General features: G+C 65.1%; 13 protein-coding genes. 4 read left to right on the top strand and 9 right to left on the bottom strand.

Annotated features, from left to right (window positions below; all coding sequences use genetic code 11):
• Nucleotides 1-60: 60 nt before the first annotated feature.
• The 3 genes from BMZ79_RS02515 to BMZ79_RS33495 are packed head-to-tail and all read left to right on the top strand — an operon-like array spanning nt 61 to nt 8,587.
• Nucleotides 61-6,735, top strand: a complete 6,675-nt coding sequence (locus BMZ79_RS02515) for a DUF7507 domain-containing protein (RefSeq protein ID WP_256252558.1) — start codon at nt 61-63, stop codon at nt 6,733-6,735.
• A complete protein-coding gene (locus BMZ79_RS02510; protein WP_090636246.1) occupies nt 6,732-8,411 on the top strand; it encodes a COG1361 family protein in 1,680 nt (559 codons plus the stop codon). Before BMZ79_RS02515 ends, BMZ79_RS02510 begins: the two co-directional genes overlap by 4 nt.
• Complete coding sequence (locus BMZ79_RS33495; protein WP_143088870.1) at nt 8,408-8,587, top strand: hypothetical protein; 180 nt, start codon at nt 8,408-8,410, stop codon at nt 8,585-8,587. The genes BMZ79_RS02510 and BMZ79_RS33495 overlap by 4 nt, the downstream gene beginning before the upstream one ends.
• On the opposite strand, the gene BMZ79_RS02505 is transcribed toward BMZ79_RS33495, so the two are convergent.
• Entirely contained in the window at nt 8,584-9,657 is a 1,074-nt protein-coding gene (locus BMZ79_RS02505; RefSeq protein WP_090636244.1) for a TIGR03943 family putative permease subunit, read from the bottom strand. The genes BMZ79_RS33495 and BMZ79_RS02505 overlap by 4 nt on opposite strands.
• A complete protein-coding gene (locus tag BMZ79_RS02500) occupies nt 9,654-10,577 on the bottom strand; it encodes a permease (protein WP_090636242.1) in 924 nt (307 codons plus the stop codon). Before BMZ79_RS02500 ends, BMZ79_RS02505 begins: the two co-directional genes overlap by 4 nt.
• A gap of 186 nt (nt 10,578-10,763) precedes the next feature.
• On the opposite strand from BMZ79_RS02500, the gene BMZ79_RS02495 reads away from it, so the two are divergent.
• Complete coding sequence (locus BMZ79_RS02495) at nt 10,764-11,603, top strand: 3'-5' exonuclease (RefSeq protein WP_090636241.1); 840 nt, start codon at nt 10,764-10,766, stop codon at nt 11,601-11,603.
• A 119-nt stretch (nt 11,604-11,722) separates the two neighbouring features.
• Here the strand turns inward: BMZ79_RS02495 and BMZ79_RS02490 are convergent, their stop codons facing one another.
• The 7 genes from BMZ79_RS02490 to BMZ79_RS02460 all read right to left on the bottom strand — a co-directional run bounded on the left by BMZ79_RS02490 (nt 11,723) and on the right by BMZ79_RS02460 (nt 21,818).
• Complete coding sequence (locus tag BMZ79_RS02490; RefSeq protein ID WP_090636239.1) at nt 11,723-13,222, bottom strand: response regulator transcription factor; 1,500 nt, start codon at nt 13,220-13,222, stop codon at nt 11,723-11,725.
• A complete protein-coding gene (locus BMZ79_RS02485; RefSeq protein ID WP_090636237.1) occupies nt 13,219-14,952 on the bottom strand; it encodes a cache domain-containing sensor histidine kinase in 1,734 nt (577 codons plus the stop codon). The genes BMZ79_RS02490 and BMZ79_RS02485 overlap by 4 nt, the downstream gene beginning before the upstream one ends.
• Nucleotides 14,953-14,970: 18 nt before the next feature.
• Nucleotides 14,971-15,789, bottom strand: a complete 819-nt coding sequence (locus BMZ79_RS02480) for a carbohydrate ABC transporter permease (RefSeq protein WP_090636235.1) — start codon at nt 15,787-15,789, stop codon at nt 14,971-14,973.
• Nucleotides 15,789-16,727 (bottom strand): carbohydrate ABC transporter permease, encoded by a 939-nt coding sequence (locus tag BMZ79_RS02475; protein ID WP_090636234.1) that lies wholly within the window; start codon nt 16,725-16,727, stop codon nt 15,789-15,791. Before BMZ79_RS02475 ends, BMZ79_RS02480 begins: the two co-directional genes overlap by 1 nt.
• Before the next feature lie 70 nt (nt 16,728-16,797).
• Complete coding sequence (locus BMZ79_RS02470; protein WP_090636232.1) at nt 16,798-18,171, bottom strand: ABC transporter substrate-binding protein; 1,374 nt, start codon at nt 18,169-18,171, stop codon at nt 16,798-16,800.
• A 532-nt stretch (nt 18,172-18,703) separates the two neighbouring features.
• On the bottom strand, nt 18,704-19,276 hold the full coding sequence (locus BMZ79_RS02465; protein ID WP_090636231.1) for a YdhK family protein: 573 nt from the start codon (nt 19,274-19,276) through the stop codon (nt 18,704-18,706).
• A gap of 115 nt (nt 19,277-19,391) precedes the next feature.
• On the bottom strand, nt 19,392-21,818 hold the full coding sequence (locus BMZ79_RS02460; RefSeq protein WP_090636230.1) for a heavy metal translocating P-type ATPase: 2,427 nt from the start codon (nt 21,816-21,818) through the stop codon (nt 19,392-19,394).
• Nucleotides 21,819-21,822 lie beyond the last annotated feature (4 nt).

Raw genomic sequence — 21,822 nt, 5'->3', positions numbered from 1 at the left:
CGCGAGATTGGCACATAGGGGGTGAGAAACATTCCTCTCGTAGTTCGGGCTGCCGTGAACATGACCGGCGCCATTACCTTTACGGGCAACACGCTCGGCCTCAGCCGCTCGACGACGGAAGGCGTTCCCGGCACCCAAGACAGCATCGGCGCGTTCGTCACGACCAATACGACCTCCCGATTCGGCACCTACCCGTTCGGGACGACGAACAACTACGTGGTCAACAACGCGTCCGCGAATCTCGTCATGCCCGCAGGCAGCTCCGTCGTCTACGCGGAGCTGATCTGGGGCGGCACGTACGTCGTGCCGGGCGTCAATCTATCGTCCGCCATCAACAATCCCGTCACGCTCACGCTGCCGAACAGCGCCACCTTCAGCGTCACGCCCGATCCCGCCACCGCCAACACGTACGACCTGAACTCGGGCTCGCTCGGCTATACCCGTTCCGCCAACGTCACCTCGCTGATTCAGCAGGGCGGCGCGGGGACGTACAACGTCGGCGGCGTCGTCGGCACGATCACGGTGACCGATCCGACCGTCAACCATGCGGGCTGGACGCTCGGCGTGATTTACGCCAACCCGTCCTTGCCGTTTCGGAACATGTCGCTGCGCGCGGGCGCCGTACTCATTCAAGCCGATTCGGGACCGGTCAATACGACGATCACGGGCTTTGCCACGCCGACTTCGGGCGCGCTCGGCGCCAGAGCCTTGCTCAGCGCGCAGGAAGGCGACGCCAACCGCTCGGGCGACCAGGCGCTGCTCGGTCCGACCACGGGTTCGCTCGTCGCGCTGTCGGGACCGAACAACTTCGCCAACAACTTCTTCGCGTCGCAGATCAACAATGACGCGGGCCAGCTCGACACGACGGGCACGTTCGGCACGCGCAACCAGACGAACGGCGCGCCGGGCAGCAACATCATCGGCGGCCGGCAGGGCTGGGACATCACGAACGTCGACGTCTCCTCCCGGTTCGTCAACAACCAGTCGTCCGCCGTCCTCCAGCTGACGACGTCCGGCGACGCGTACGTCGTCAACGGCGTCGCCATTCAGGTCAACATCAATTCGCCGTCGGTAGGCGTGACGAAGAGCGCGAACGTGGCCGGAACGGTCATCGGGGACCAGATTACGTACACGGTCACGGTCAGCAACACCGGCACCGCCAACGCGGCGAACGTCGTCGTCAGCGATTCGCTGCCGGCGGGTTCTGCCTTCGTCGCGGGCAGCGTCACCGTCGCGGGCATCCCGCGTCCGCAGGCCAGCATTACGGCGGGCGTCGCCATCGGGACGCTGGCGCTCAACAGCTCGGTCACGCTTACATATCGAGCCAGCGTCACGTCCCTGCCCGCTTCCGGGCAAATCTCGAACCAAGCGAAAGCCGCGTTCACGTTCCAAAGCGTCGCCGGCGGCGACACCATCAGCGGCGTCATCCCGTCGAATACGGTGAATACGCCCGTTTACGCGCCGGTCCTGAACATGACCAAGACCGCCAGCACCGCGAACGCGTCCGTCGGCTCCACGGTCACGTACACGGTCGTGATCGCCAACTCCGGCACGATCGCGGCGACCACCACCTTCACGGACAACATTCCGGCCGGCAGCACGTTCGTGGCGAACAGCCTGACCGTGAACGGCGTCGCGCAGCCGGGGGCCAATCCGGCGACGGGCGTCAACATCGGCGCGGTGCCCGCGGGCGGATCGCGGACGGTCACGTTCCAAGTGCTCGTGAATAGCCTGCCTTCGCCGCCGCAGCTGACCGACCAGGCGACCGCGGCGTACACGTACAATCCGCCGGACGGCAGGACGCTGAGCGGCTCCGCGGCGTCCAACACGTTGACGATTCCCGTCTCGCTGCCGAGCGTCAATTCGGCGAAGAGCTCGAACCGCGCGAACACGACCATCGGCGACACGGTCACCTTCACGACCGTCGTGTCCAATACCGGCGTGGCCGCCGTCACGGACGCCGTGTTCAATGATCCCATTCCCGCCGGATCGAGCTTCGTTTCCGGCACCGTGGCCGTCGACGGAGCCTCCCGGCCGAGCGCGTCGCCGGCAGCCGGCATCTCGCTCGGCACGATCGCCGCGGGAAGCTCCGTGTCGGTCGTCTTCCAGGTGCTCGTCACGTCGATTCCCAATCCGGCCCAAATCAGCAACCGCTCCTCCACGACCTACAACTCCGGCACGTTCAGCGGCATTTCGTTGTCGAACACGGTCAACGTCCCGGCCGCCGCGCCGGCCATCGCCGCGCAAAAGACGGCCAGCCTCACGCAGGCGACCTTGGGCGACACGATTACCTATACGTTCGCGATTCAGAACACCGGCAATTACGCCGCGCTGCTGACGCTGACCGATCCGCTGCCCGCGGGCACGGCCTACGTGGCAGGCAGCATCGCCGTCAACGGTTCGCCGCGGCCGGGCCAGACGCCGCAGACCGGCATATCGGTCGGCGTTCTCGCCGCCGGCGGCTCCGCGACCGTCGCCTTCTCGGTGCTGCTCCAGTCGCTGCCGAGTCCGCCGAACCTCGTGAACCAGGGCACGGTCTCGTATGCGTACACGCTGCCCGACAACCGGACGTTCAACGGCAGCGTCGCATCCAACCCGGTTTCGATTTCCGCGTCGGCGCCGAACGTGACGATCGTCAAGTCCGCCAGCGAGCCGGACGCCGCCGTTGGGGACATCGTCACGTATACGCTTCTCGCGGCCAACAACGGCTTCGAACCGGTCAGCCAGGTCATCGTGTCGGACCCGATTCCGGCCGGCTCGCAGCTCGTCGGCGGCAGCGTGCTCGTCAACGGCGCGCCGGCCGCGGGCGCGAATCCCGCGTCGGGCGTCGCCGTCGGCACGCTCGCGCCGGGCGCCTCCGTAACGGTGTCCTTCCAGGTCGCCGTCGTCTCCGTCCCCGCCGGCGGCGCGCTCAGCAATCGCGGCGCGGTCGGGTTCACGTCCGGCGCGTTCACGGGCACATCGTTTACCGACACGATCTTCATCCCGGTCTTCCAGCCCGTCATCACGGTTCAGAAGAGCGCGAGCCGGGCGGCGACGACGCCCGGCGATACCGTCGTCTACACGCTGCAGGTGCAGAACGCGGGCAACATCTCCGTCGAGGCCAACCTGACGGACAACATTCCGGCCGGCACGGTCTTCGTCGAGAACTCCGTGCTGCTGAACGGGGCGCCCCAGCCCGGCACGACGCCGCCGACCGGCATTCCGATCTTCACGGTCTCCCCGGGCGGCTCGGCCGTCGTCACCTTCGAGGTCGCCGTCGTCTCGCTGCCGAATCCGCAGCAGCTCGCGAATCAAGGCAACGCGACGTTCGCGTACACGCTGCCGAGCGGCCGAATCGTGAACGGAAGCTCGCCGTCGAACATCGTCACGATTCCCGTCTCCGCGCCGAACGTCCCGGTCGTGCTCAGCACGATCGCCATCGACGCCGTCACCGGCGATAACGTCCCGTATACCGCCGTCGTGACGAACAACGGCCTCGCGACCGTCAACAACGTCGTCTTCGTGGCCCCTCCGATTCCTGGCACCACCTTCGTTCCCGGCAGCGTGACAGTGAACGGAGCGGCAAGGCCCCAGGCGGATCCGACCGCCGGCATTCTGATCGGTTCCTTGGCGCCAGGCGCCTCTGCGACCGTGACCTATGAGGTGAATATTAGCATGCCTGTTTCCGATCAGATTCTCAATCAGTCGACGGTCAGCTTCACGTCGGGCACCTTTGCCGCCACGTCGTCGTCCAACGTCACGACGACGCCGATCACGCAGCCCGTCATCGGCGTAGTGAAGACCGCTAACACGGCGAACGCGACCGTCGGCGATACCGTGACGTTCACGATCGCCGTCGGCAACACGGGCAATCTGCCCGCGAACGTCACCGTGACCGACACGGTACCGCCGACCACGACCTTCGTGGCCAATAGCGTTATCGTGAACGGCAACCCGCAGCCGGGCGCGACGCCGACCGGGGGCATCGACGCGGGCACGGTCAATCCCGGCGCCACGGTGTTCGTCACGTTCTCCGTCGTCATCGATTCGCTGCCGACACCGCAGTTCCTCGTCAACCAAGCGACGGCGACGTACACCTTCACGCCGCCCGACGGCCGGCTGCTGACGCGATCGCAGCTGTCCAACACGCTGTCGATTTCGGTCACGTCGCCGAACGTCCAAGTCGCGAAATCGTCGACGATGACGGCCGTCTCGATCGGCGACGTCATTCCGTACACGGCGGTGGTCTCGAACAGCGGCATCGCGCCCATCGCCAACGCGGTCTTCATCGACGCGATTCCCGCCGGCACGGTACTCGTGCCGAACAGCGTGACGGTGAACGGCATCGTCGTGCCGGGGGGCAACCCGGCGGCGGGCGTCTCGATCGGCACGATTCCGAGCGGCGGCAGCGCGACGGTGACGTACTCGCTGACCGTCGTCACCGTGCCGGCGCCGCCGACGATCACGAACACGGCGACGGTTTCCTTCACGTCCGGCGCCTTTTCGGGCCTCGCGTTCTCGAACACCGTGAACATTCCCGTCTTCCAGCCGGTCATCGGCGTCGTGAAGTCGGCGAACACGACGAACGCGACCGTCGGCGACACGGTCGTCTACACATTCAACGTCTCCAATGCCGGCAACTACGTTGCGCTGACGACCTTGACCGACACGATCGATCCGGCCGTATCCTTCGTGCCGAACAGCGTCATCGTGAACGGCGCCCCGCAGCCGGGCGCGGATCCCGTCGCGGGCATCCCGCTGAACGTCATCGCGCCGGGCACGACGACCGTCGTCACCTTCTCGGTCGTCGTTAATTCGCTGCCGGCGAACCAGCAGCTGTCCAACCAAGCGACCGCCTCGTATGCCTACACGCTGCCGGACAACCGGACGTTGACCGGCTCGGCGTTGTCGAACACGCTGTCGTTCCCGGTATCGACGCCGGACGTCCTCGTCGTGAAGAGCACGGCGAACACGGCGCTCACGATCGGAGATACGCTGACGTACACCACCGTCGTCACCAACGGCGGCATCGCGCCCGTCGACAACGTCATCTTCTCCGATCCCATTCCGCAGGGGACGTCCTTCCTGGCGGGCAGCGTCACGATCAACGGCGTTTCGCAGCCGGGCGCCAATCCCGCAGCCGGCTTCTCGCTCGGCTCCATACCGGCGGGCGGCTCGGTGACGGTCTCGTTCAGCGTCACCGTCAACGCCGTGCCCGACAGCCAGGCGGTCAGCAACCGCTCGTCGATCAGCTTCACGTCCGGCGCGTTCTCGGCCGTCACGTTCTCGAATACCGTGACGACGCCCGTCTACCATCCGGTCATTACGCTCGTCAAGAGCTCGCTTACGCCGATCGCCAGCGTCGGCTCCAACATCACCTATTCCGTCGTCACCAGCAACACCGGCAATTATCCCGCGACGGTAACGATCTCCGACAACGTGCCCGCCGGCACCTCGTTCGTTCCGAACAGCGTCGTCGTAGACGGCGCGCCGCAAGCCGGCGCCGATCCGTCCGTCGGCTTCAGCATCGGCATTGTGGCGCCCGGCACCAGCGTAACCACGACGTTCAACTTCCTGATCGAATCCCTGCCGGCCACGCAGCAGCTGATCGACCAGGCGACGGGCAACTACCTCTATACCCTGCCGGATACGCGCTCGTTCTCGCAGACGTCGCAGTCCAACATTTTGCAGGTTCCGGTCAGCTCGCCGAACGTGACGGTCGCGAAGAGCACGACCGCGACGGATGCCGTCATCGGCGACATCGTCCCGTATTCCATCCTGATCACGAACGTGGGCATCGCCGCCGTGAACAGCGCCGTGCTGAGCGACATCGTGCCGGCGGGCACGTCGTTCGTGCCGAACAGCGTCACCGTCGGCGGCGTGCCGTTGCCGGGGGCGGATCCGGGCGTCGGCTTCCCGATCGGCGCCATCGCGCCGAGCACGTCCGTGACGGTGACGTTCAACATCGTCGTCAATTCGCTGCCGGCCAGCGGCCTGATCAGCAACCTCGCGACGGTCAGCTTCACGTCCGGCGCCTTCTCCGGCACGAGCCAATCGAATACGCTCACGACGCCGGTCTTCAATCCGGTCATCGGCGTGCTGAAGAGCGCCAGCACCGCCAACGCCACCGTCGGCGACACGATCACGTACTCGCTCGACGTCACCAACACCGGCAATCTCGTGGCCGACGTCACCGTCGTGGAGCCGATTCCGACCGGCGCGGCCTTCGTGCCGAACAGCGTCACCGTCGGCGGCGTGCCGGTGCCGGGCGCCGATCCGACGACCGGCATCCCGATCGGTCCCGTGCAGCCGGGCGCGACGGTGCACGTCATCATCACGCTGCAGGTCACGGTCGACGCCCTGCCGTCGCCGCAGCAGCTGTCCAACACGGCGACCGCGAACTATTCCTTCTCGCCGCCGGACGGACGGACGCTGTTCGGCTCGGTGCAATCGAACACGGTCATCATCCCGGTCTCCTCGCCGAACGTGACCGCCGTCAAATCGACCGATGCCATCGACGCCGTCAGCGGCGACACGATCACGTACACGATCGTCGTCACGAACAACGGCATCTCGCCGGTCGATAACGTCGTCGTCGTCGACCCCGTGCCGGCGGGCGTCACGTTCATCGCGGGCAGCGTGACCGTGAACGGCGTGACGCAGCCGAACGCGAATCCGAACACCGGCATCCAGGTCGGCACGATCGCCGCGGGCGCCGCCGCGACGGTCACGTTCCAGGTGCTCGTGCAATGATCGAGAACGACAGCCTGCCGATGACGATCCGCAACCAGTCGGTCGTTTCCTTCGACTCCGGCTCGGCTGCCGGCTTCGCCTATTCCAACGTCGTCAATACCGTCGTGAACGGCCCCGTGATCGGCATCGCCAAGACGCCCGATACGGCGCAGGCGGGACTGTCGCTTCCGCTGACGTTCCGCCTCGCGGTCACGAACACGGGCAACCGTTCCGCGAACGTAACCGTGTACGACACGCCCCCGTCCGGCACCGTCTTCGTCGCCAACAGCATCCTCGTCAACGGAGCGCCCGTTCCCGGCATTACGCCGCGAACGGGCATTCCGCTAGGCGAAGTCGGTCCGGGCAGCGTGCAATCGATCGTGTTTCAATTGATCGTGACCTCGGTGCCCGCGTCGGGCCGAATCGAGAACCAGGCGCGCGCCGATTATTCGTTCGTGACCTTGGACCACCGGACGATTACCGGCTCGGCGCTCTCGAACGTCGCGTCGGTGCCCGTGACCGGCCTTGCCGTCACGCTAAGCAAGAGCGTTTCCAATGCCGTGACGTTCGTCGGGGACATGATCGGGTATTCCGTCCTCGCGGCCAACGAAGGCTCCGACGGCATCGCGCAGGCCGTGCTGTACGACCCGCTTCCGGACGGAACGGCGTTCGTGCCCGGCAGCGTGACCGTGAACGGCGTCCGCAGCCCGTCATCGTCCCCGGCGGCCGGGATCGCGCTCGGCACGATCGAGCCGGGCTCCTCCAAGCTCGTCACGTTCAACGCCGTCGTGCTCGACGTGCCGGTGCAGACGCGGCTGACCAACCGGGCGCGGCTGGCGTTCCGATACGGCCAATACGAGCAATCCGTGGAATCCGGCAGCGTTACGGTCGTCGTTTCCGGCCCGTCGCTGACGGCCGTCCTCGCCGTCGCTCCGGTTCTGGCGACGATCGGCGACAAGCTCGCCTATTCGCTGACGATCGCGAACGCGGGAACGCTGGAGACCAGCGTCACGGTGAAGGATTTGATTCCGGCGGGGACCTCCTACCTCGCGGGCACCGCCGCCTTGAACGGCCGTCCGCTGCCGAACGCGGATCCCGCGACGGGCATCGCGCTCGGCTCGCTGGTGCCCGGCCAGACGTTCGTCCTGACGTTCGACGTCGCCGTCACGCGCGAGGTGCTGCAGCCGGCGTTGTCCCAGATCGCCAACCGCGCGATCGTCGATTACGCGTTCGGGCTGCCAAGCGGCCTCGCCGTTACGGACACGATGCTCTCCAACGCCGCGGTGACGGAGCTCGTCTACCCGTACATCGGCGCGACGCTGGACGCCGACCCGCATCTCGTCGAAGCCGGCGGAAGCTTCCTGGCCATCGTCCGCGTCGCGAACGCGGGCAATTACCCCGCTTCCGTCATCCTGCGGGATTTCGTGCCGCGCGAGACGGGGCTCGAGCCGGGCAGCGTGCTCGTCGACGGCCGGCCCGTCTCCGGCGCGACGGCCGACGGCATCCCGGTCGGTACGCTCGCCGCGGGCGGCGCGGCCTCGGTCACGTACGTGCTTCGCGTCGCGCGCCATCCGCTGCAAAGCCGGATTCGCTTCCGCGTCCGCGCCGCGTACGACTATTACGTGAACGAACGAAGCCGCGATTCCGCGGCCTTCTCCAACGAAACGGAGGTCCGCGTCGAGGCGGACGAAGAATGAACGCACGCCAACGAAGCGCGGCGCATCCCGGATGGGAGCGCCGCGCTTCGTTTTGCTGTTTTGCTGTTTTGCTGCTTTGCTGCTTTGCTGTTTGGCTGCTTTGCTGTTTGGCTGCTTTGCTGCTTGGCTATTTTTATGCTTTTTTGCAATTGCTTCTTATGCCGCTAGAACGTTAAGCCCGATACACGTAAGGATCCTTCGGCTTGTCGATCCCTTTCCAGGTCTTGACGTCGAGCACGGGGAGCGTCTGCTTGAACGGCTGGTAGAATTCCGCTCCCAGCTTGCCTTCGACGCGGACCCACTGATCGTTCGAGAACGGCGCGCCTTCCGGGAAACGGACCAGCATGCCGAACACGCCGGAATCGGCCACGCAGTGGATGAAGCCGAAGCGGAAGACGAAGTACTGGTTGCCTTGGGTCTGATCGCCCTTGTAAATAAATCCGTCGAAGCTGACCGTCCGCCCGATGAACGCGTCGGGGTAATTGTAGAGCGCCTCCAGCCCCTTCAGGAAGTTGGCGTCGGTCAGATGAACGTCCTTCGTCCCCAGAAAATCGTCCAATTCCTTCTTCGACGCTTTGGCGTACCCCGTCTTGCCGTAGAAGACGCTCGTGTCCGGCTTGAGAAACTGATGGAAGCCGGGATTGTCGGCGGAGACGTTGAAATCCGGGAACGAGAACCCCTTCGCCTTCACGAAGCTGGAATCGAGCGTCTGCACGGGGAGGCAAAACCCGGTCAGCAGCGGGAAAATCAAGATGCCGTAGCCCACGTACCGCTTCCACCGGATCGGCGATTCATGCGAATGGCCGACGTGATCGCGGCCGTGCGCGCGGTCGTGACCGTCATGCTCGCGGTCGTGATGGTTGTGGCCGCCATGAGCGCGGTCACGACGGTCGTGATGGTCGTCATGAGCGTCGCTATTATGGTCATGACCGTGGTGGTCGTGATGACCGCCGTGACCGTCACGAGCGCGGTCATGGCCATGCCCCGCGCTGCCGTCAAGCGCCGCTGGCCGACCGTCGGCCGGCTCCGCGGAGATCGCCGCCGCGGCCGCGGCTTTCCGTTTGGCCGCCTCGCGTTCTTTGACGTAGAGCCGGACGAACTCGAAGACGAACAGCACGCCGAGCAGCGCGATGGCGCTCTCCGACAAGTACGCGTACTTGGTGTTGATGTATTTGTTCAGGTTGCCGTTCATGTGCATCATCAGGAACATGCATGCGAACCCGGCGAGCAGGTAGAGTCGGATCATCCCAGCAGCCTCCCCACGAGCAGCGACGCGCCGAGCGTGCAGGCGGCGACGAGCCCGATCAGGACGAGCACGAACCGGCCGCGGAACACGCCGAGCAGCATCAGCGTATTTTTGATGTCGATCATCGGGCCGAAGACGAGAAACGCCGACAGCGCGCCGATCGGGAACGTGCTGCGGAACGACGACGCGATGAACGCGTCCGCCTCCGAGCACAGCGACATGACGAACGCGAGGCCGATCATGACGAGCGACGCCGTCACCGGATTGCCCCCGAGCTTCAAGAGCGAAGCGGTCGGGATGAACGTCTGCATGGAGGCCGCGATGAACGCGCCGAGCACCAGATATTTGCCGACGGAGAAGAACTCGTCGACCGCGTGCAGCATGACGTCGTACAGACGGCGAAGCAGCGGCGCGGGAACCGGCCGAGGACCGACCGCCGGCGTCTCGAGGCCGGCCGCCGTCTCCAGCGCGGCGACGTCCTCGCGCAGGCGCATCGGCAGCTTCGGGTAGAGAAACGAGAGCGCGATCGCCGTGACGTAGGCGACGACGATCGCGGAGCCGCCGCGCACGAGCACCATCCGCCAATCGTTGCCGAAAGCGATGTACGTTGCGAACAGCACGACGGGATTAATAATCGGGCCCGTCAGCATGAACGCGATGCCCGCGTGCAGCGGGACGCCCTTGCGCAGCAGCCTGCGCGTAATCGGCACGATGCCGCATTCGCAGGCCGGGAACAGCAGGCCGACGCCGCAGCCGAGCAGCGAAGCCGCGAACCGGTTGCGCGGCATGACGCGCGCGATCCACCGCTCCGACAGGAACGTCTGGATGAGTCCCGACACGATGACGCCGAGCAGAATGAACGGAATCGCTTCCATGATCATGCTCAGAAAAATCGTATTCAGTTGCAAAAATGTAACCACGTCTTCCCTCCGGCACGTAAGTCCCCTACTCTATCTACTTGCTCCATTATCTATCATTCGTCCGGCAAAAGCCAATGACGCTTTCCGGCTTTCTGGGCGGCAAGCGGGCAAGCGGATTTTGCACCGCGACAGCGGCTGCGGTATTCTGTTAGAATGGAAGCGACATTTGCAGCGGAGGTTACGGACGTGGACTACATCGTACTCGACATCGAATTCAACGGGCGAAAATTCGCCAGCGACCTGCCGATGGAGGTCATTGAGATCGGCGCGGTCCGGCTGGACGCGGAGCTCCGGCAGACCGGCCAATTCTCGGCGCTGGTCAAACCGGTTTATTTCGCCAAGCTGAACGACTTTATTCAGAAGAAAACCGGCATTCCGCAGGAGGGCATCGACGCCGCGGAGGGATTCCCCGCCGTCGTCGGGGAATTTTTGGCCTGGCTTGGGCCGAGCGAGCGGTTTCGGATCATTACGTGGGGCGGCGAGGACATGAAGCGGATCGTCTTCGATACGCGGATGCACGGCTTGGACGACGCGTACTGGCTCGGGGTCGATTATTTCGATTTGCTCAAAGGCTACATTCGGCATAAAGGCGTCACCAACGACGTCAGCGTGGAGAACGCGCTGGCCGACCTCGGCATCAGCGGCGACGACAATCGGGCGCATCGCGCGCTCGACGACGCCCGCATGACGGCGGAAATTTTCCGGGCGGTGTTCCCGCATCTCGACTTCTCGCGGATCCAGCGGTACGTGGACGTCTATTCCAACGCCAAGGAACGCAAGCTGGTCAAGAACGCGACCCGGATTCTGGCGGCGCAGAAGCTCGCGGCGACGTGGCCGCTCGTCGTCGAGCACGTGCTGAAGGGGAAGGTCGACATCGAGGACGCGCGCAAAATGGCGGAGCTCGAGGCGGTGTTCGAAGCCGAGCTCGCCAGGCCGAAGCGCAAGCCCCGCCCGGCGGCAGCCGAAGCGCCGGCCGCGGCGGAGACGCCGGCGGGCCGGCCGGAAGACGGCGGCGCCGAATCCTAAAGGGCTAGGCGCCGCGGCGGTCAACCGCGCGCCTGACCGGCCCTCGCCGCTTCAATCTCCCGCCTAATTCAAGCCGCGTCAGCGATCCGGCAACGATCCGTGGGATTCCCGTACCGCCGTTACGGCGGCTTCCGGTAATCCGACGGATATTTGCCGTACGTCTCCGTGAACAGCTTCGTGAAATGCCGCGTGCTGAAATACCCGACCGCTTCGGCGATCTGCTTCACCTGCAGCCGGGTGCCGAGCAGCAGCTCCTCCGCCTTCCCCATGCGCAGCCGGGTCAAGTACTTCATGAACGTCACGCCCGTCCGCTTATGGAACAGCGTGCTGAGGTAGCTGGGCGACACGTTCAGCAGGTCGGCGATCTGACCGATGCCGACCTCCTCCGCGTAATGCTGCTCGACGTAGCGCAGCACCTGCGCCACGGGGTCGACCCGCTCGGCTTCCTTGGATTGGCGCTCGCGCAGCGCGCGTTCCCCGTACGCCTTGAGCGCCCGCGGCACGCCGCCGATTTCTCCGCCGTCCGCCAAGCCGAGCCCCGGCAGGACATGCCGCATGTACCGCAGCAGCGACCGTTTCTCCGCCTCGCCGCTCTCGCTTTCCCACGCCGCCCAAGACGGCTCCAGCTCCGCGATCGCGTTCTGCGCGTTCAAATACCGCCCGTCGCGCAGCAATTCCAGCGCCGCGGCCAACTGCCGGCCGAGCGACTCCAGCCCCCGCTTTTCCGCCAGGCCGTTCAGCTCCGCGTAATCGACCGTTCCGCCGAACCCGCGGAAGATCCGCAAGTCGCGCAGCTGCTGCAGCCGCGCAAGCCGCGCGCTCAGCTCCTTGAAGCCGCGGCATTCGCCCGTCGTCAGCACGGTGACCGCCTCCTCCGCCCCGCTCGCGCGGGCGGCGAGTCCGAAGACGGCGCCGAAGAATTCCGCGACCTGCCGCCCCCCTTCCTCCTGACCGCGCGCCTGCTCCCACGCGCCGACCGCGGCCAGCTCCCCGCCGGGCAAAGGCACGACCGCGAGCCGGACGCCGCAGTGCGCATGCGTCCGCACGCATTCCGTCAAGGCGCGGTAAAACGCCCCGTGCGCCGCGGCGCGGTCCGGACCGCCCGCCGGGCGGTCCGGCTCGAAGACGGCGCCCCGGAACCGCCCCGTATAGAAGATCCCGTCCCGTTCCTCCGCCTGCACGGACAGCAGCCCGTTGATCAGCGCGGACAGGTTGCTGCCGAACCGTTCGTTATGCAGCAGCAGCATGTCCCGGCCGTCCTTGTACGTGGCGAAGAGCGCCCGCTCCAGCTCCTCCGAGCGGACCGGCTTCAGCATGTATTCCGAGGCGCCGAGCTTAAGCGCTTCCTGCGCGTAGCGGAAATCGGAATAGCCGCTCAGGATGATCCATTTCGTCAGCGGCGACGCCTTCCTGCCTTCGCGGATCGCGTCGAGGCCGCTCATCTCCGGCATGCGGACGTCCACGATGGCGACGTTCGGCCGATGCTCGGCGAGCAGCCGCAGCAGCTCCCCGCCGTTCGTCGCCTCGCCGGCGACCGTCCAGGCGGCGTCCATTTCTCCGATCATGCTCTTGATCGCGTAACGTACGGGATATTCGTCGTCGGCTATGACCAGCTTCATCCGATCGCCACATCCTTTGCCGGAATTCGAATGGTGATGCGCGTGCCTTCCCCGGGCGCGGAGACGACCTCCAAGGTCGCCCGCTCGTACGCGAGCCGCAGCCGCTCGCGCACGTTCGACAAGCCGACGCCCTCCCGGCTTTGCCGCGGATCGAACCCGACGCCGTCGTCCGTCACGGCGATGACGAGCTCGGGCTCGCCGGACGGTCCCGCCGCCTCCAGTCCGGCGCCGATGCGCAGCAAGCAGGGGCGCTTGCTCGGCTCGATGCCGTGAAGGACCGCGTTCTCGACGAGCGGCTGGAGCAGCAGCTTCGGCAGCAGCATCGGATAGACCTCCGGCGCGGCGTCGACGTCGAGCGCCATCTTGTCCGCGAAGCGCATCCGCTGCAGCTCGCCGTACTGCTCGACGAACGCCAGCTCGTCCTGCAGGCGAGCGCGGTCGCCCGTCTCCAGCGTGTAGCGCAGCAAGCCGCTCAGCGACAAAATCGCCCGCTCGAGCAGCGCGCTCTGCCCCGCGCGGTTCAAGCCGATGAACCCGTTCAGCGTGTTGTACAGAAAATGCGGCTGGATCTGCGATTGCAGCGCCCGGTACTCCGCGTCGCGCCGGCCGAGGACGGCGCGGAATTCGCGGTCGATCAGCTCGCCGAGCCGGCTGATCATCGTGTTCAGGCTCGCGCCCAGCTGCGCCACCTCGTCGTTGCCCTTCACCGGATAGCACGCTCCGAGATCGCCGCGCTGCACGCGCTTCATCGTCTGAATCATCCGCTTGAACGGCGTCACCATCCAGCGCGACACCGCGGTGTACAGAATGACGGCGACGACGAGGCCGCCGGCCGCGAAGCCGGCGCCGACCGCGTAGACGCGCTGCAGCTTGTGCCGGACGGCCGATTCGGGGAACAGCACGTAGAGCCCCCACTGGGAACGCGAGACCGTCTTGCTGACGACGCCGTAATCGCCGGCCGCCGCGTGCACGACGCCGAGTCCGCGCGCCAGCTGACGCCGCGCGCCGTCGTCGACGGGCGCGCTGGCGTAGATCAGCTTGCCCTTGTCGTCGAGAATGGCGGCGAGCGCGCCGTTCTTGAGTCCGACGCCCGTGATCATCCGTTCGATCGCGACCGTGTCCGCGTCCGCCATGATGACGCCGAGCGGGCGCCGGGAATCGGGATCCTTGATCAGCCGGGCGACCGAAAACACGGTGGCGCGCGCGCCGCTCAGGTAATCCTGGTCGTGCACGCTGATGAACGCCACGTTGCCGTCCGCCCGCAGCGCTTGGATATACCAGTCCTGCTTGCTGAACGGGAAGCGCGCCGCGGCGCCGTTCGGATTGCCGGCATACGAGGCGTAGACCGAGCCGTCCATCGGCAGGAGGATCGTGCCGAGAATGTCTTTGCGGGTGTTTTTGAGCGCGTTCGGCAGGGTCGTGGACAGCGTCTGTCCGGCCTCGTACTGCTCGAACGGGGTGAGCAGGTTCCAGCCGTAGGTCGATTTCAGCTTCAGCGCGCGCATGACGTCGTCGTAGAAATACGGGGTGACCGTCATCCGGTCGAGGTCGTCGAGGTACGTCTCGATATGCGACGTAAGAGCAGCTAAAGTCCCCGCCATTAGCGAGGACTGCTGCTCTTTGATGGACTTGACGTAATAAGCGGGAAGCTCCACGACGATGACGACGATCGGCAGGATGATCGTGAGGAGGAACAACAGCGTCAATTTGAGCCGGATGGATCGTCTCATGGGCCGCGCGTTCGCCTCCTACCCTTTGATCGCGCCGGAAGCCAAGCCCGAGATGAAGTACCGCTGCAGGAACAGGTACAGCACGATCATGGGCAGCGCCCCCATGAGCGAACCGGCGGCGACCCAGCCGATGTTGCTGTTGTATTGGCCGAAGAAGGCGGCCAGCGCGACCGTGATCGTCCGCGTGTGCGGATGCTGCAGGAAGAAGACCGAGAACTGGTAATCGTTCCACACGGCGACGCCGGTCAGGATGACGACCGTCGCCGTGATCGGCTTGAGGAGCGGCAGCAGGATCCGGTAGAACAGGCCGAGCCGCCCCGCGCCGTCGATCATCGCCGCCTCGTCCAGCTCGCGGGGAATCGTGCCGATGAAGCCGGTGTACAGGAAGATCGTCATCGGCAGGTTGAAGGTGACGAACAGCAGGATGATGCCCCAATACTGGTTCATGCCGCCGATGTCGACCATGAATTTATAGAGCGGCACGAGGATGGTGAGCGGCGGCACGATGAGCGCCGAGACGAACACGGCGTAGACGAACTTGTTCCAGCGCGTCTGGAACCGCGCGAGCGGGTACGCGGCGACGCTGCCGACGACGATGATCAGCGCGACGGACACGATCGTCACGATCAGGTTGCTGCGGAACGCCGACGGCAGGTTCGCTTCCTGCCAGGCGTTCTTGAAGTTGTCCGCGTACATGTAGCCGGGCATGACCCACTTCGAGCTTAAGTCGTCGGCCGCCTTGAACGAGGTCGTCAGCAAAATGTAGAACGGCAGGATATGCACGAGGCAGATCAGGAGCGACAGGGCCGTCGGCCACGGGTTGCGTTTGCGTCGCATCAGGCGTGAACCTCCCTTCTCCGGAGCAGGAACAAGGCGACGATGCTGACGACCGAGATCATGACGAACATCAGGATGCCGATCGTGGCGGCGTAGCCGGCGTCTTCGCGGCCGAAGTAGAGCAGATACATGATCGAGGACATCGACGCGGACGCGTAACCCGGACCGCTGTTCGTCATCGCGACGATGACGTCGAACAGCTTCAGGCCGCCGATCAGATTCAGCACCATGCTGACCGTCAGGGACGGCGCGATCAGGGGCCACGTCACGTGGCGGAACCGGCTGATGGCCGTGGCGCCGTCGATCGTCGCCGCCTCGTAATAATCCTTCGGAATGGTTTGCAGGCCGGCCAGGAAGAGCACCATCGCGATGCCCAGGTATTGGTAGGTGTTGACGAACGTGATGATCCAGCTGTTGACATCCTTGTCGCCGAGCAGATTCGACGGCTCGTCCTGGAACAGCAGCAGGATGTCGTTGATCGCTCCGCCGTCGTATTGGAAGAAGAAATACCAGATGTAGCCCATGATGAGCGAGCTGATGATGACCGGCAGGTAAATGACGGTCCGCACGACGCCGCGCGTCCGGATGTTCATGTTGAGGAAGAGCGCGTACGCGAGCCCGATGACGTTCTGCAGGAAGGCGCTGCCGACGCCGTAGATGACCGTGTTCCGGATGACCCGGCCCATGTCGGGATCGCTGAAGATCCGCTTGTAGTTGGAGCCGCCGATCCATTTGTAGTCCTGATTGTAGCCGTCCCAGTTCGTGAACGAGATCTGCACGCCTTTAATGAACGGGTAGAAGATGAACACCGCGAACAGAATCAACGCGGGCACGTAAAGCAGGTTCAGCCATGCGCTGCTGCGCCTCCGTTTGCCGGATGACCGCAGCGGCGGCGCGGACGGGCGGACGGCTTGCGCCGCCGGTGTTTGGTTTGCCATGCGCTCCCCTCCATCCGGATTCGTGATTGCGGGCAGGGCGCGATTCTTCGCGCCCTGCCCCGGATTGCCGTTATTGATTGCGCAGCCGGTCGTATTCCTGCTTCATCTTGTCGGCGAACTGCGCCGGCGAGACGTCCCCGGCGACGAGCGCCGTGCCGGTCTTGCACATGACGTCCCACATGCCGTTCGGGAGATAGACGCGGTCGAAGTACGGGAAGACGCGCACGTCCTTGAACTGCTCGTAGTAGGTCGTGAATTCGTGTTCCGACGGGATGTCCTTCAGCCCCGGCGGCAGCTTCGTCGCGTTGGCGATCTTGGACATGTTCTCCGGCCGCGCGAAGAATTCGATCAGCTTCTTCGATTCCGCCAGGTGCTTGCCGTCTTTCCATGCGCCCATCGTGTAACGCTCGCCGCCGGAGAACGTCGGCGAATCGCCGTCCACCATCGTCGTGAGCGGCATGATGCCGATCTTGACGTCCTTGTTCACTTTGTACACTTCGTCCGCGAACGACGGCGCGCCGAACACGAACGCCACCTTGCCCTGCGCGAAGCGCTGCGGCATGTCCGTGTATTTCGCGGTGAGCACGTCCTTGTTGATGTAGCCCTTCTTCTGCATGTCGAGCAGCTTCTGCGCGAGCGGCGTCCACTTCTTCCAGTCGAACGAGCCGTCGAGCAGCGTCGCCGCGTCGTTCGTCGACGGGCTGATGTACTGGGAGGTCGCGTACAGGTCGAGGAACCCGCCGATCATGCCGTTGTCGATGCCGGACATGAAGAACGGCGTCACCGCTCCCTTGCTCTCCGTCTTCAGCTTCTCGGCGGCGTCCATCAGCTCCGCGAACGTCGTCGGCGGCTTGATGCCGTACTGCTCGAGCAGGCCGGCGTTGTAGGAGATGCCGTCCTTCGCCTCGCTCAGCACCAGCGCTTCGACTTTGCCGTTCTTGTCGGTGACGACCGGCTTGATCGTATCCGTCAAGTTGGCCGCCCACGGCTCGTCTTTCATATCCGCCAGGTAGTTGCCGTAACGGATGACCGCCCAGCCGTGCGTGTCGAAGACGTCCGGCAGGTCGTTCGCCGCCATTTTGACCTTCAGGATGTTCTCGTACTCCGCGCCGGGAAATTGGAATTCGACCTGGATGTTCGGGTTTTCCTTCGTGAAATCGGCGGCGATCGACTTCATCATGTCCTGGTTCTTCAGCTCGCCGATCGTGCTGTACACCGTCAGGCGGACTTTCTCCCCGCCGTCCGTCTTGGCCGGCTCGGCCGAGTCGTCGGTCTTCGGCGCGTTGCCGCCGTCGTTCGCGGCGGTGCCGGAGTCGTTCGTGCCGGAGCCCGAATCGTTCGCGCCGTTCGCGCCGTTGCCGCTGCCGGAACGCTGCGAGCAGCCCGCGAGCACGGCCGAGATGATCAGCAGGACCGCGACGGCGGTTATCCACGTCTTTCTCATCCTTGGAATCCTCCCTGTATCGTCGTTATTTGGCAACCTTTGCCTCGTTCTTATCCTAGCATTATTGACAGCGCTTTCATATGATCCAAATGTTCACCCGGCGCGCTCATTTTTTCGGTCGCGGCGTTTTTCGTTAATCGGGATCCGTGCAGCCGCCGGCTTCGGCGCGGATACGGCGCGAACCCGCCGCTCGCCGAATTCGCCTTTCTCGTGTTTCGATTCGCGCCGCCCTTTTCCCTTTGCCGTTACGAAAATGTCATGCAAGCTTTAACGAATTTTAACTTGCGCGGCGACGTTCGCGAGCGCGTTGCCTTCCGACGGGACAAAAAAACGGCCGCGGGAAATCCCCGATCGGATTTTCCGCGGCCGTCCGTATGTGGTTATCAGGCCGTTTTGTCATTGAGTTACATTCACGATCCATTTCTTTACTTCGTTCACGGTTTCATTCACGGTTTCATGCACGATTTCATGCCGGATTTCCGTCAGCGACTCCTTCACGATTCCATTTAATCTTCTCTTCAGGCTTCGTGCTTTATTTCGGCGCTTCGAGCTCGCTCTCCGTCACCCAGCGATGATCGGTCACCCGGGCTCCGCCGGTCGTCGGATCATAATCGACGCTATAGACCGTCGTCCGCTCGGCCGTGTCGATCGTGGCCGTCGCGCCTTTCATGCCCTTCATATGGCCGGCCTCCAAGACGACCTCGTCCCCGGGCTTGTACGGCTTGTCCCCGGCGTCTTTGATTTCCTCCTGGACGACCCACTTATGGCCGCTTACTTTCGCGCCGCCCGTCGTCGGCGCATACGACACGGCGTACGCGGTCGTCTCGTAAGCGCCGGCGATCGTGGCCGCCGCTCCCTTCATGCCGGGCATGTGATCGGCGAGCAGCGTCGCCTTGTCCCCGACCTTGAAGGCCGGATGGCCCGCCGGCTTCAGACCTGCCGGAATCTCGCCCGGGCTTGCATGATTCATGGCTCCCATTTCCGCGTCGGTCATGCCGTCATGCGCGTTCATGCTCGCGTTCTTGCTCGCCGAATCGTTTCCGCAGGCGCTCAAGGCCAGCATCAGCGCGGCGGCGGCGGACAGCAGCATGGCATTTTTCTTCATCGGTTACAGCTCCTTTGCTTCTCGCATTACGATTGACGTTCGTGCGCTTCGGAAAGCTCCGTTCGGCGAGTTCGGGCTGCAGGCGGCCTCGCGCCGCGGCATGCGGCGCATCCGGTCACGGCTTCGCCCGCTGCAGCCGCAGCGCGTTCAGCACGACCGACACCGAGCTCAGCGCCATCGCCGCGCCCGCGACCCACGGGGCCAGCAGCCCGATCGCGGCGATCGGAATGCCGAGCGTGTTGTAGCCGAGCGCCCAGAACAGGTTTTGCCGAATGTTGGCCATCGTCTTGCGGCTCATCGCGATCGCGTCCGCGATGCTCGTCAGCTCGCCGCGCATCAACGTCACGTCCGCGGCTTCGATGGCGATGTCCGCACCCGTGCCGATGGCGATCCCCACGTCCGCGGTCGCGAGCGCGGGGGCGTCGTTGACGCCGTCGCCCGCCATGGCGACCTTCTTGCCCTGCGCCTGCAGCCGCTTGACCGCCGCGGCTTTGCCCTCCGGCAGCACTTCGGCGAGCACCTCGCCGATCCCGGCCTGCCGCGCGATCGCTTCCGCCGTCCGCCGGTTATCGCCGGTCATCATGATTACGTCGAGCCCCATGTCCTTCAGCCGCGCGACCGCCGCGGCCGACGACTCCTTGATCGTGTCGGCGACCGCGATAAGGCCGGCATATTCGCCTCCGATCGCGACGAGCATCGCCGTCTTGCCTTCCGTCTCGTACCGCTCCATGGCCGGTTCGGCCTGCGCGTAGCCGACGCCTTCGCGCTCAAGCAGCTTGCGGGTACCGACGAGCACCGGCTTGCCTTCGACGACGGCGCGGACGCCGTAGCCCGGGACGGCCTCGAACCGCTCCGCCGAGGCCAGCGGGACGCCTCTCGCTTCGATGCCCGCCACGATCGCCTCCGCGAGCGGATGCTCCGACGCGCGTTCGGCCGCGCCGACGTACCGGAGCGCTTCGGCTTCCGCCATTCCCTCGATCAGGACATCGGTCAGCTCCGGCTTTCCTTTCGTCACCGTGCCCGTCTTGTCGAGCACGATGACCTGCACGCCCTGCATGGCCTCCAAATGCTCGCCGCCCTTGAACAGGATGCCGAACTCGGCCGCCCGTCCCGATCCGGCCATGATGGACGTCGGGGTGGCGAGGCCGAGGGCGCACGGGCAGGCGATGACCAGCACCGCGATCGCCTTCTCCAGCGCCGAAGCGAAATCGCCCGGGGCGACGAGGAACTCCCAGATCAAAAAGGTCAGCGCGGCAAGGCCGACGACGATGGGCACGAAGATGCCGGAGATCGCGTCCGCGACGCGCTGGATCGGCGCTTTCGAGCCTTGCGCGTCTTCGACTGCCTTGATGATGCGGGCGAGCGCGGTATCCTTTCCGACCTTCAACGCCTTCATTCGCAGCGCGCCGTAGCGGTTCACCGTCGCGCCGAAGACGCCGTCGCCCGGCTCCTTCTCCACGGGCAGGCTCTCGCCGGTCAGCATCGATTCGTCGACCGCGGACCGGCCTTCAAGCACCACGCCGTCGACCGGAATCTTCTCGCCCGGCTTGACGAGCACGACATCGCCGGCGACGACGTCCTCCAAGGGAACGGCCATTTCCCGGCCGTCCCGGACGACGAGCGCCGTCTTGGCCTGCAAGCCCATCAGCTTCTTGATGGCTTCGGACGTCCGTCCTTTGGCGAGCGTCTCGAACCATTTGCCGAGCAGGATCAACGTGATCAGAATGGCGCTCGTCTCGAAATACAGCTCCGGCGCATGCATGGCATGCGGCGCGGCGGCCCATTCCAGCGTGAGATACAGGCTATAGAAGTACGCGGCGGACGTGCCGAGCGCGACGAGTACGTCCATATTGGCGCTTCGGTTGCGGAGCGCCTTGTACGCCCCGGCATAGAACGGCGCCCCGATCGCGAGCTGCACGGGCGTTGCCAGCCCGAGCTGCACCCACGGATTCATGAGGAACGCGGGCAGGTAGATCCACGACGCGAACGAGAAATGGCCGACCATGGCCCACAGCAGCGGAAGCGACAGGACAGCCGATACGATCAGCCGCGCCTGTTTGCTCCGAAGCTCGCGCCGCTTGCGATCGTCGCCGGTCCCGGCTTCTTCCTTGCGGATCGCCCGATAGCCGAGCTGCTCCACTTTGCGGATCATGTCCGGCACCGACACTTCGGCGCCGTTGTACGTCACGTGCGCCGTTTCCAGCGCGAAGTTGACCGAGGCGCCGGATACGCCCGGAAGCCGGCTCAGCCCCTTCTCGATCCGGTTCGCGCAGGCCGCGCACGTCATGCCCTCCAGCCGGAAATCGGCTTCTTCCTTCACGGTGCCGTACCCCAGGCTCGCGATGCGCTTCTCCATATCGGCTACGGCCACCTTGCTCGGATCGAAGGTCACCGAAGCCTGCTCCAGCGCGAAATTCACGTTCGCGCGGTCCACGCCCTCGAGCTTGCCGAGGCCCTTCTCGATCCGGTTCGCGCAGGCCGCGCACGTCATGCCCGCGATTTGCAGCGTGGTCTGCCGCTGATCGGCCGACTGTTCTTCCATAATC

It is taken from the genome of Paenibacillus sp. UNC496MF (genome assembly GCF_900113915.1).
GTDB lineage: Bacteria > Bacillota > Bacilli > Paenibacillales > Paenibacillaceae > Paenibacillus_Z > Paenibacillus_Z artemisiicola.
Note: the sequence above shows the minus strand (reverse complement) of the source record. Positions and strands in the feature narration are given on the sequence as shown.

Bases quoted from the DNA above. Each gene is read 5' to 3' on its own strand.
- BMZ79_RS02515 (WP_256252558.1), top strand. From the start codon at position 61: ATGACCGGCGCCATTACCTTTACGGGCAACACGCTCGGCCTCAGCCGC.
- BMZ79_RS02510 (WP_090636246.1), top strand. From the start codon at position 6,732: ATGATCGAGAACGACAGCCTGCCGATGACGATCCGCAACCAGTCGGTC.
- BMZ79_RS33495 (WP_143088870.1), top strand. From the start codon at position 8,408: ATGAACGCACGCCAACGAAGCGCGGCGCATCCCGGATGGGAGCGCCGC.
- BMZ79_RS02505 (WP_090636244.1), bottom strand. From the start codon at position 9,657: ATGATCCGACTCTACCTGCTCGCCGGGTTCGCATGCATGTTCCTGATG.
- BMZ79_RS02490 (WP_090636239.1), bottom strand. From the start codon at position 13,222: ATGAAGCTGGTCATAGCCGACGACGAATATCCCGTACGTTACGCGATC.
- BMZ79_RS02485 (WP_090636237.1), bottom strand. From the start codon at position 14,952: ATGAGACGATCCATCCGGCTCAAATTGACGCTGTTGTTCCTCCTCACG.
- BMZ79_RS02480 (WP_090636235.1), bottom strand. From the start codon at position 15,789: ATGCGACGCAAACGCAACCCGTGGCCGACGGCCCTGTCGCTCCTGATC.
- BMZ79_RS02475 (WP_090636234.1), bottom strand. From the start codon at position 16,727: ATGGCAAACCAAACACCGGCGGCGCAAGCCGTCCGCCCGTCCGCGCCG.
- BMZ79_RS02470 (WP_090636232.1), bottom strand. From the start codon at position 18,171: ATGAGAAAGACGTGGATAACCGCCGTCGCGGTCCTGCTGATCATCTCG.
- BMZ79_RS02465 (WP_090636231.1), bottom strand. From the start codon at position 19,276: ATGAAGAAAAATGCCATGCTGCTGTCCGCCGCCGCCGCGCTGATGCTG.
- BMZ79_RS02460 (WP_090636230.1), bottom strand. From the start codon at position 21,818: ATGGAAGAACAGTCGGCCGATCAGCGGCAGACCACGCTGCAAATCGCG.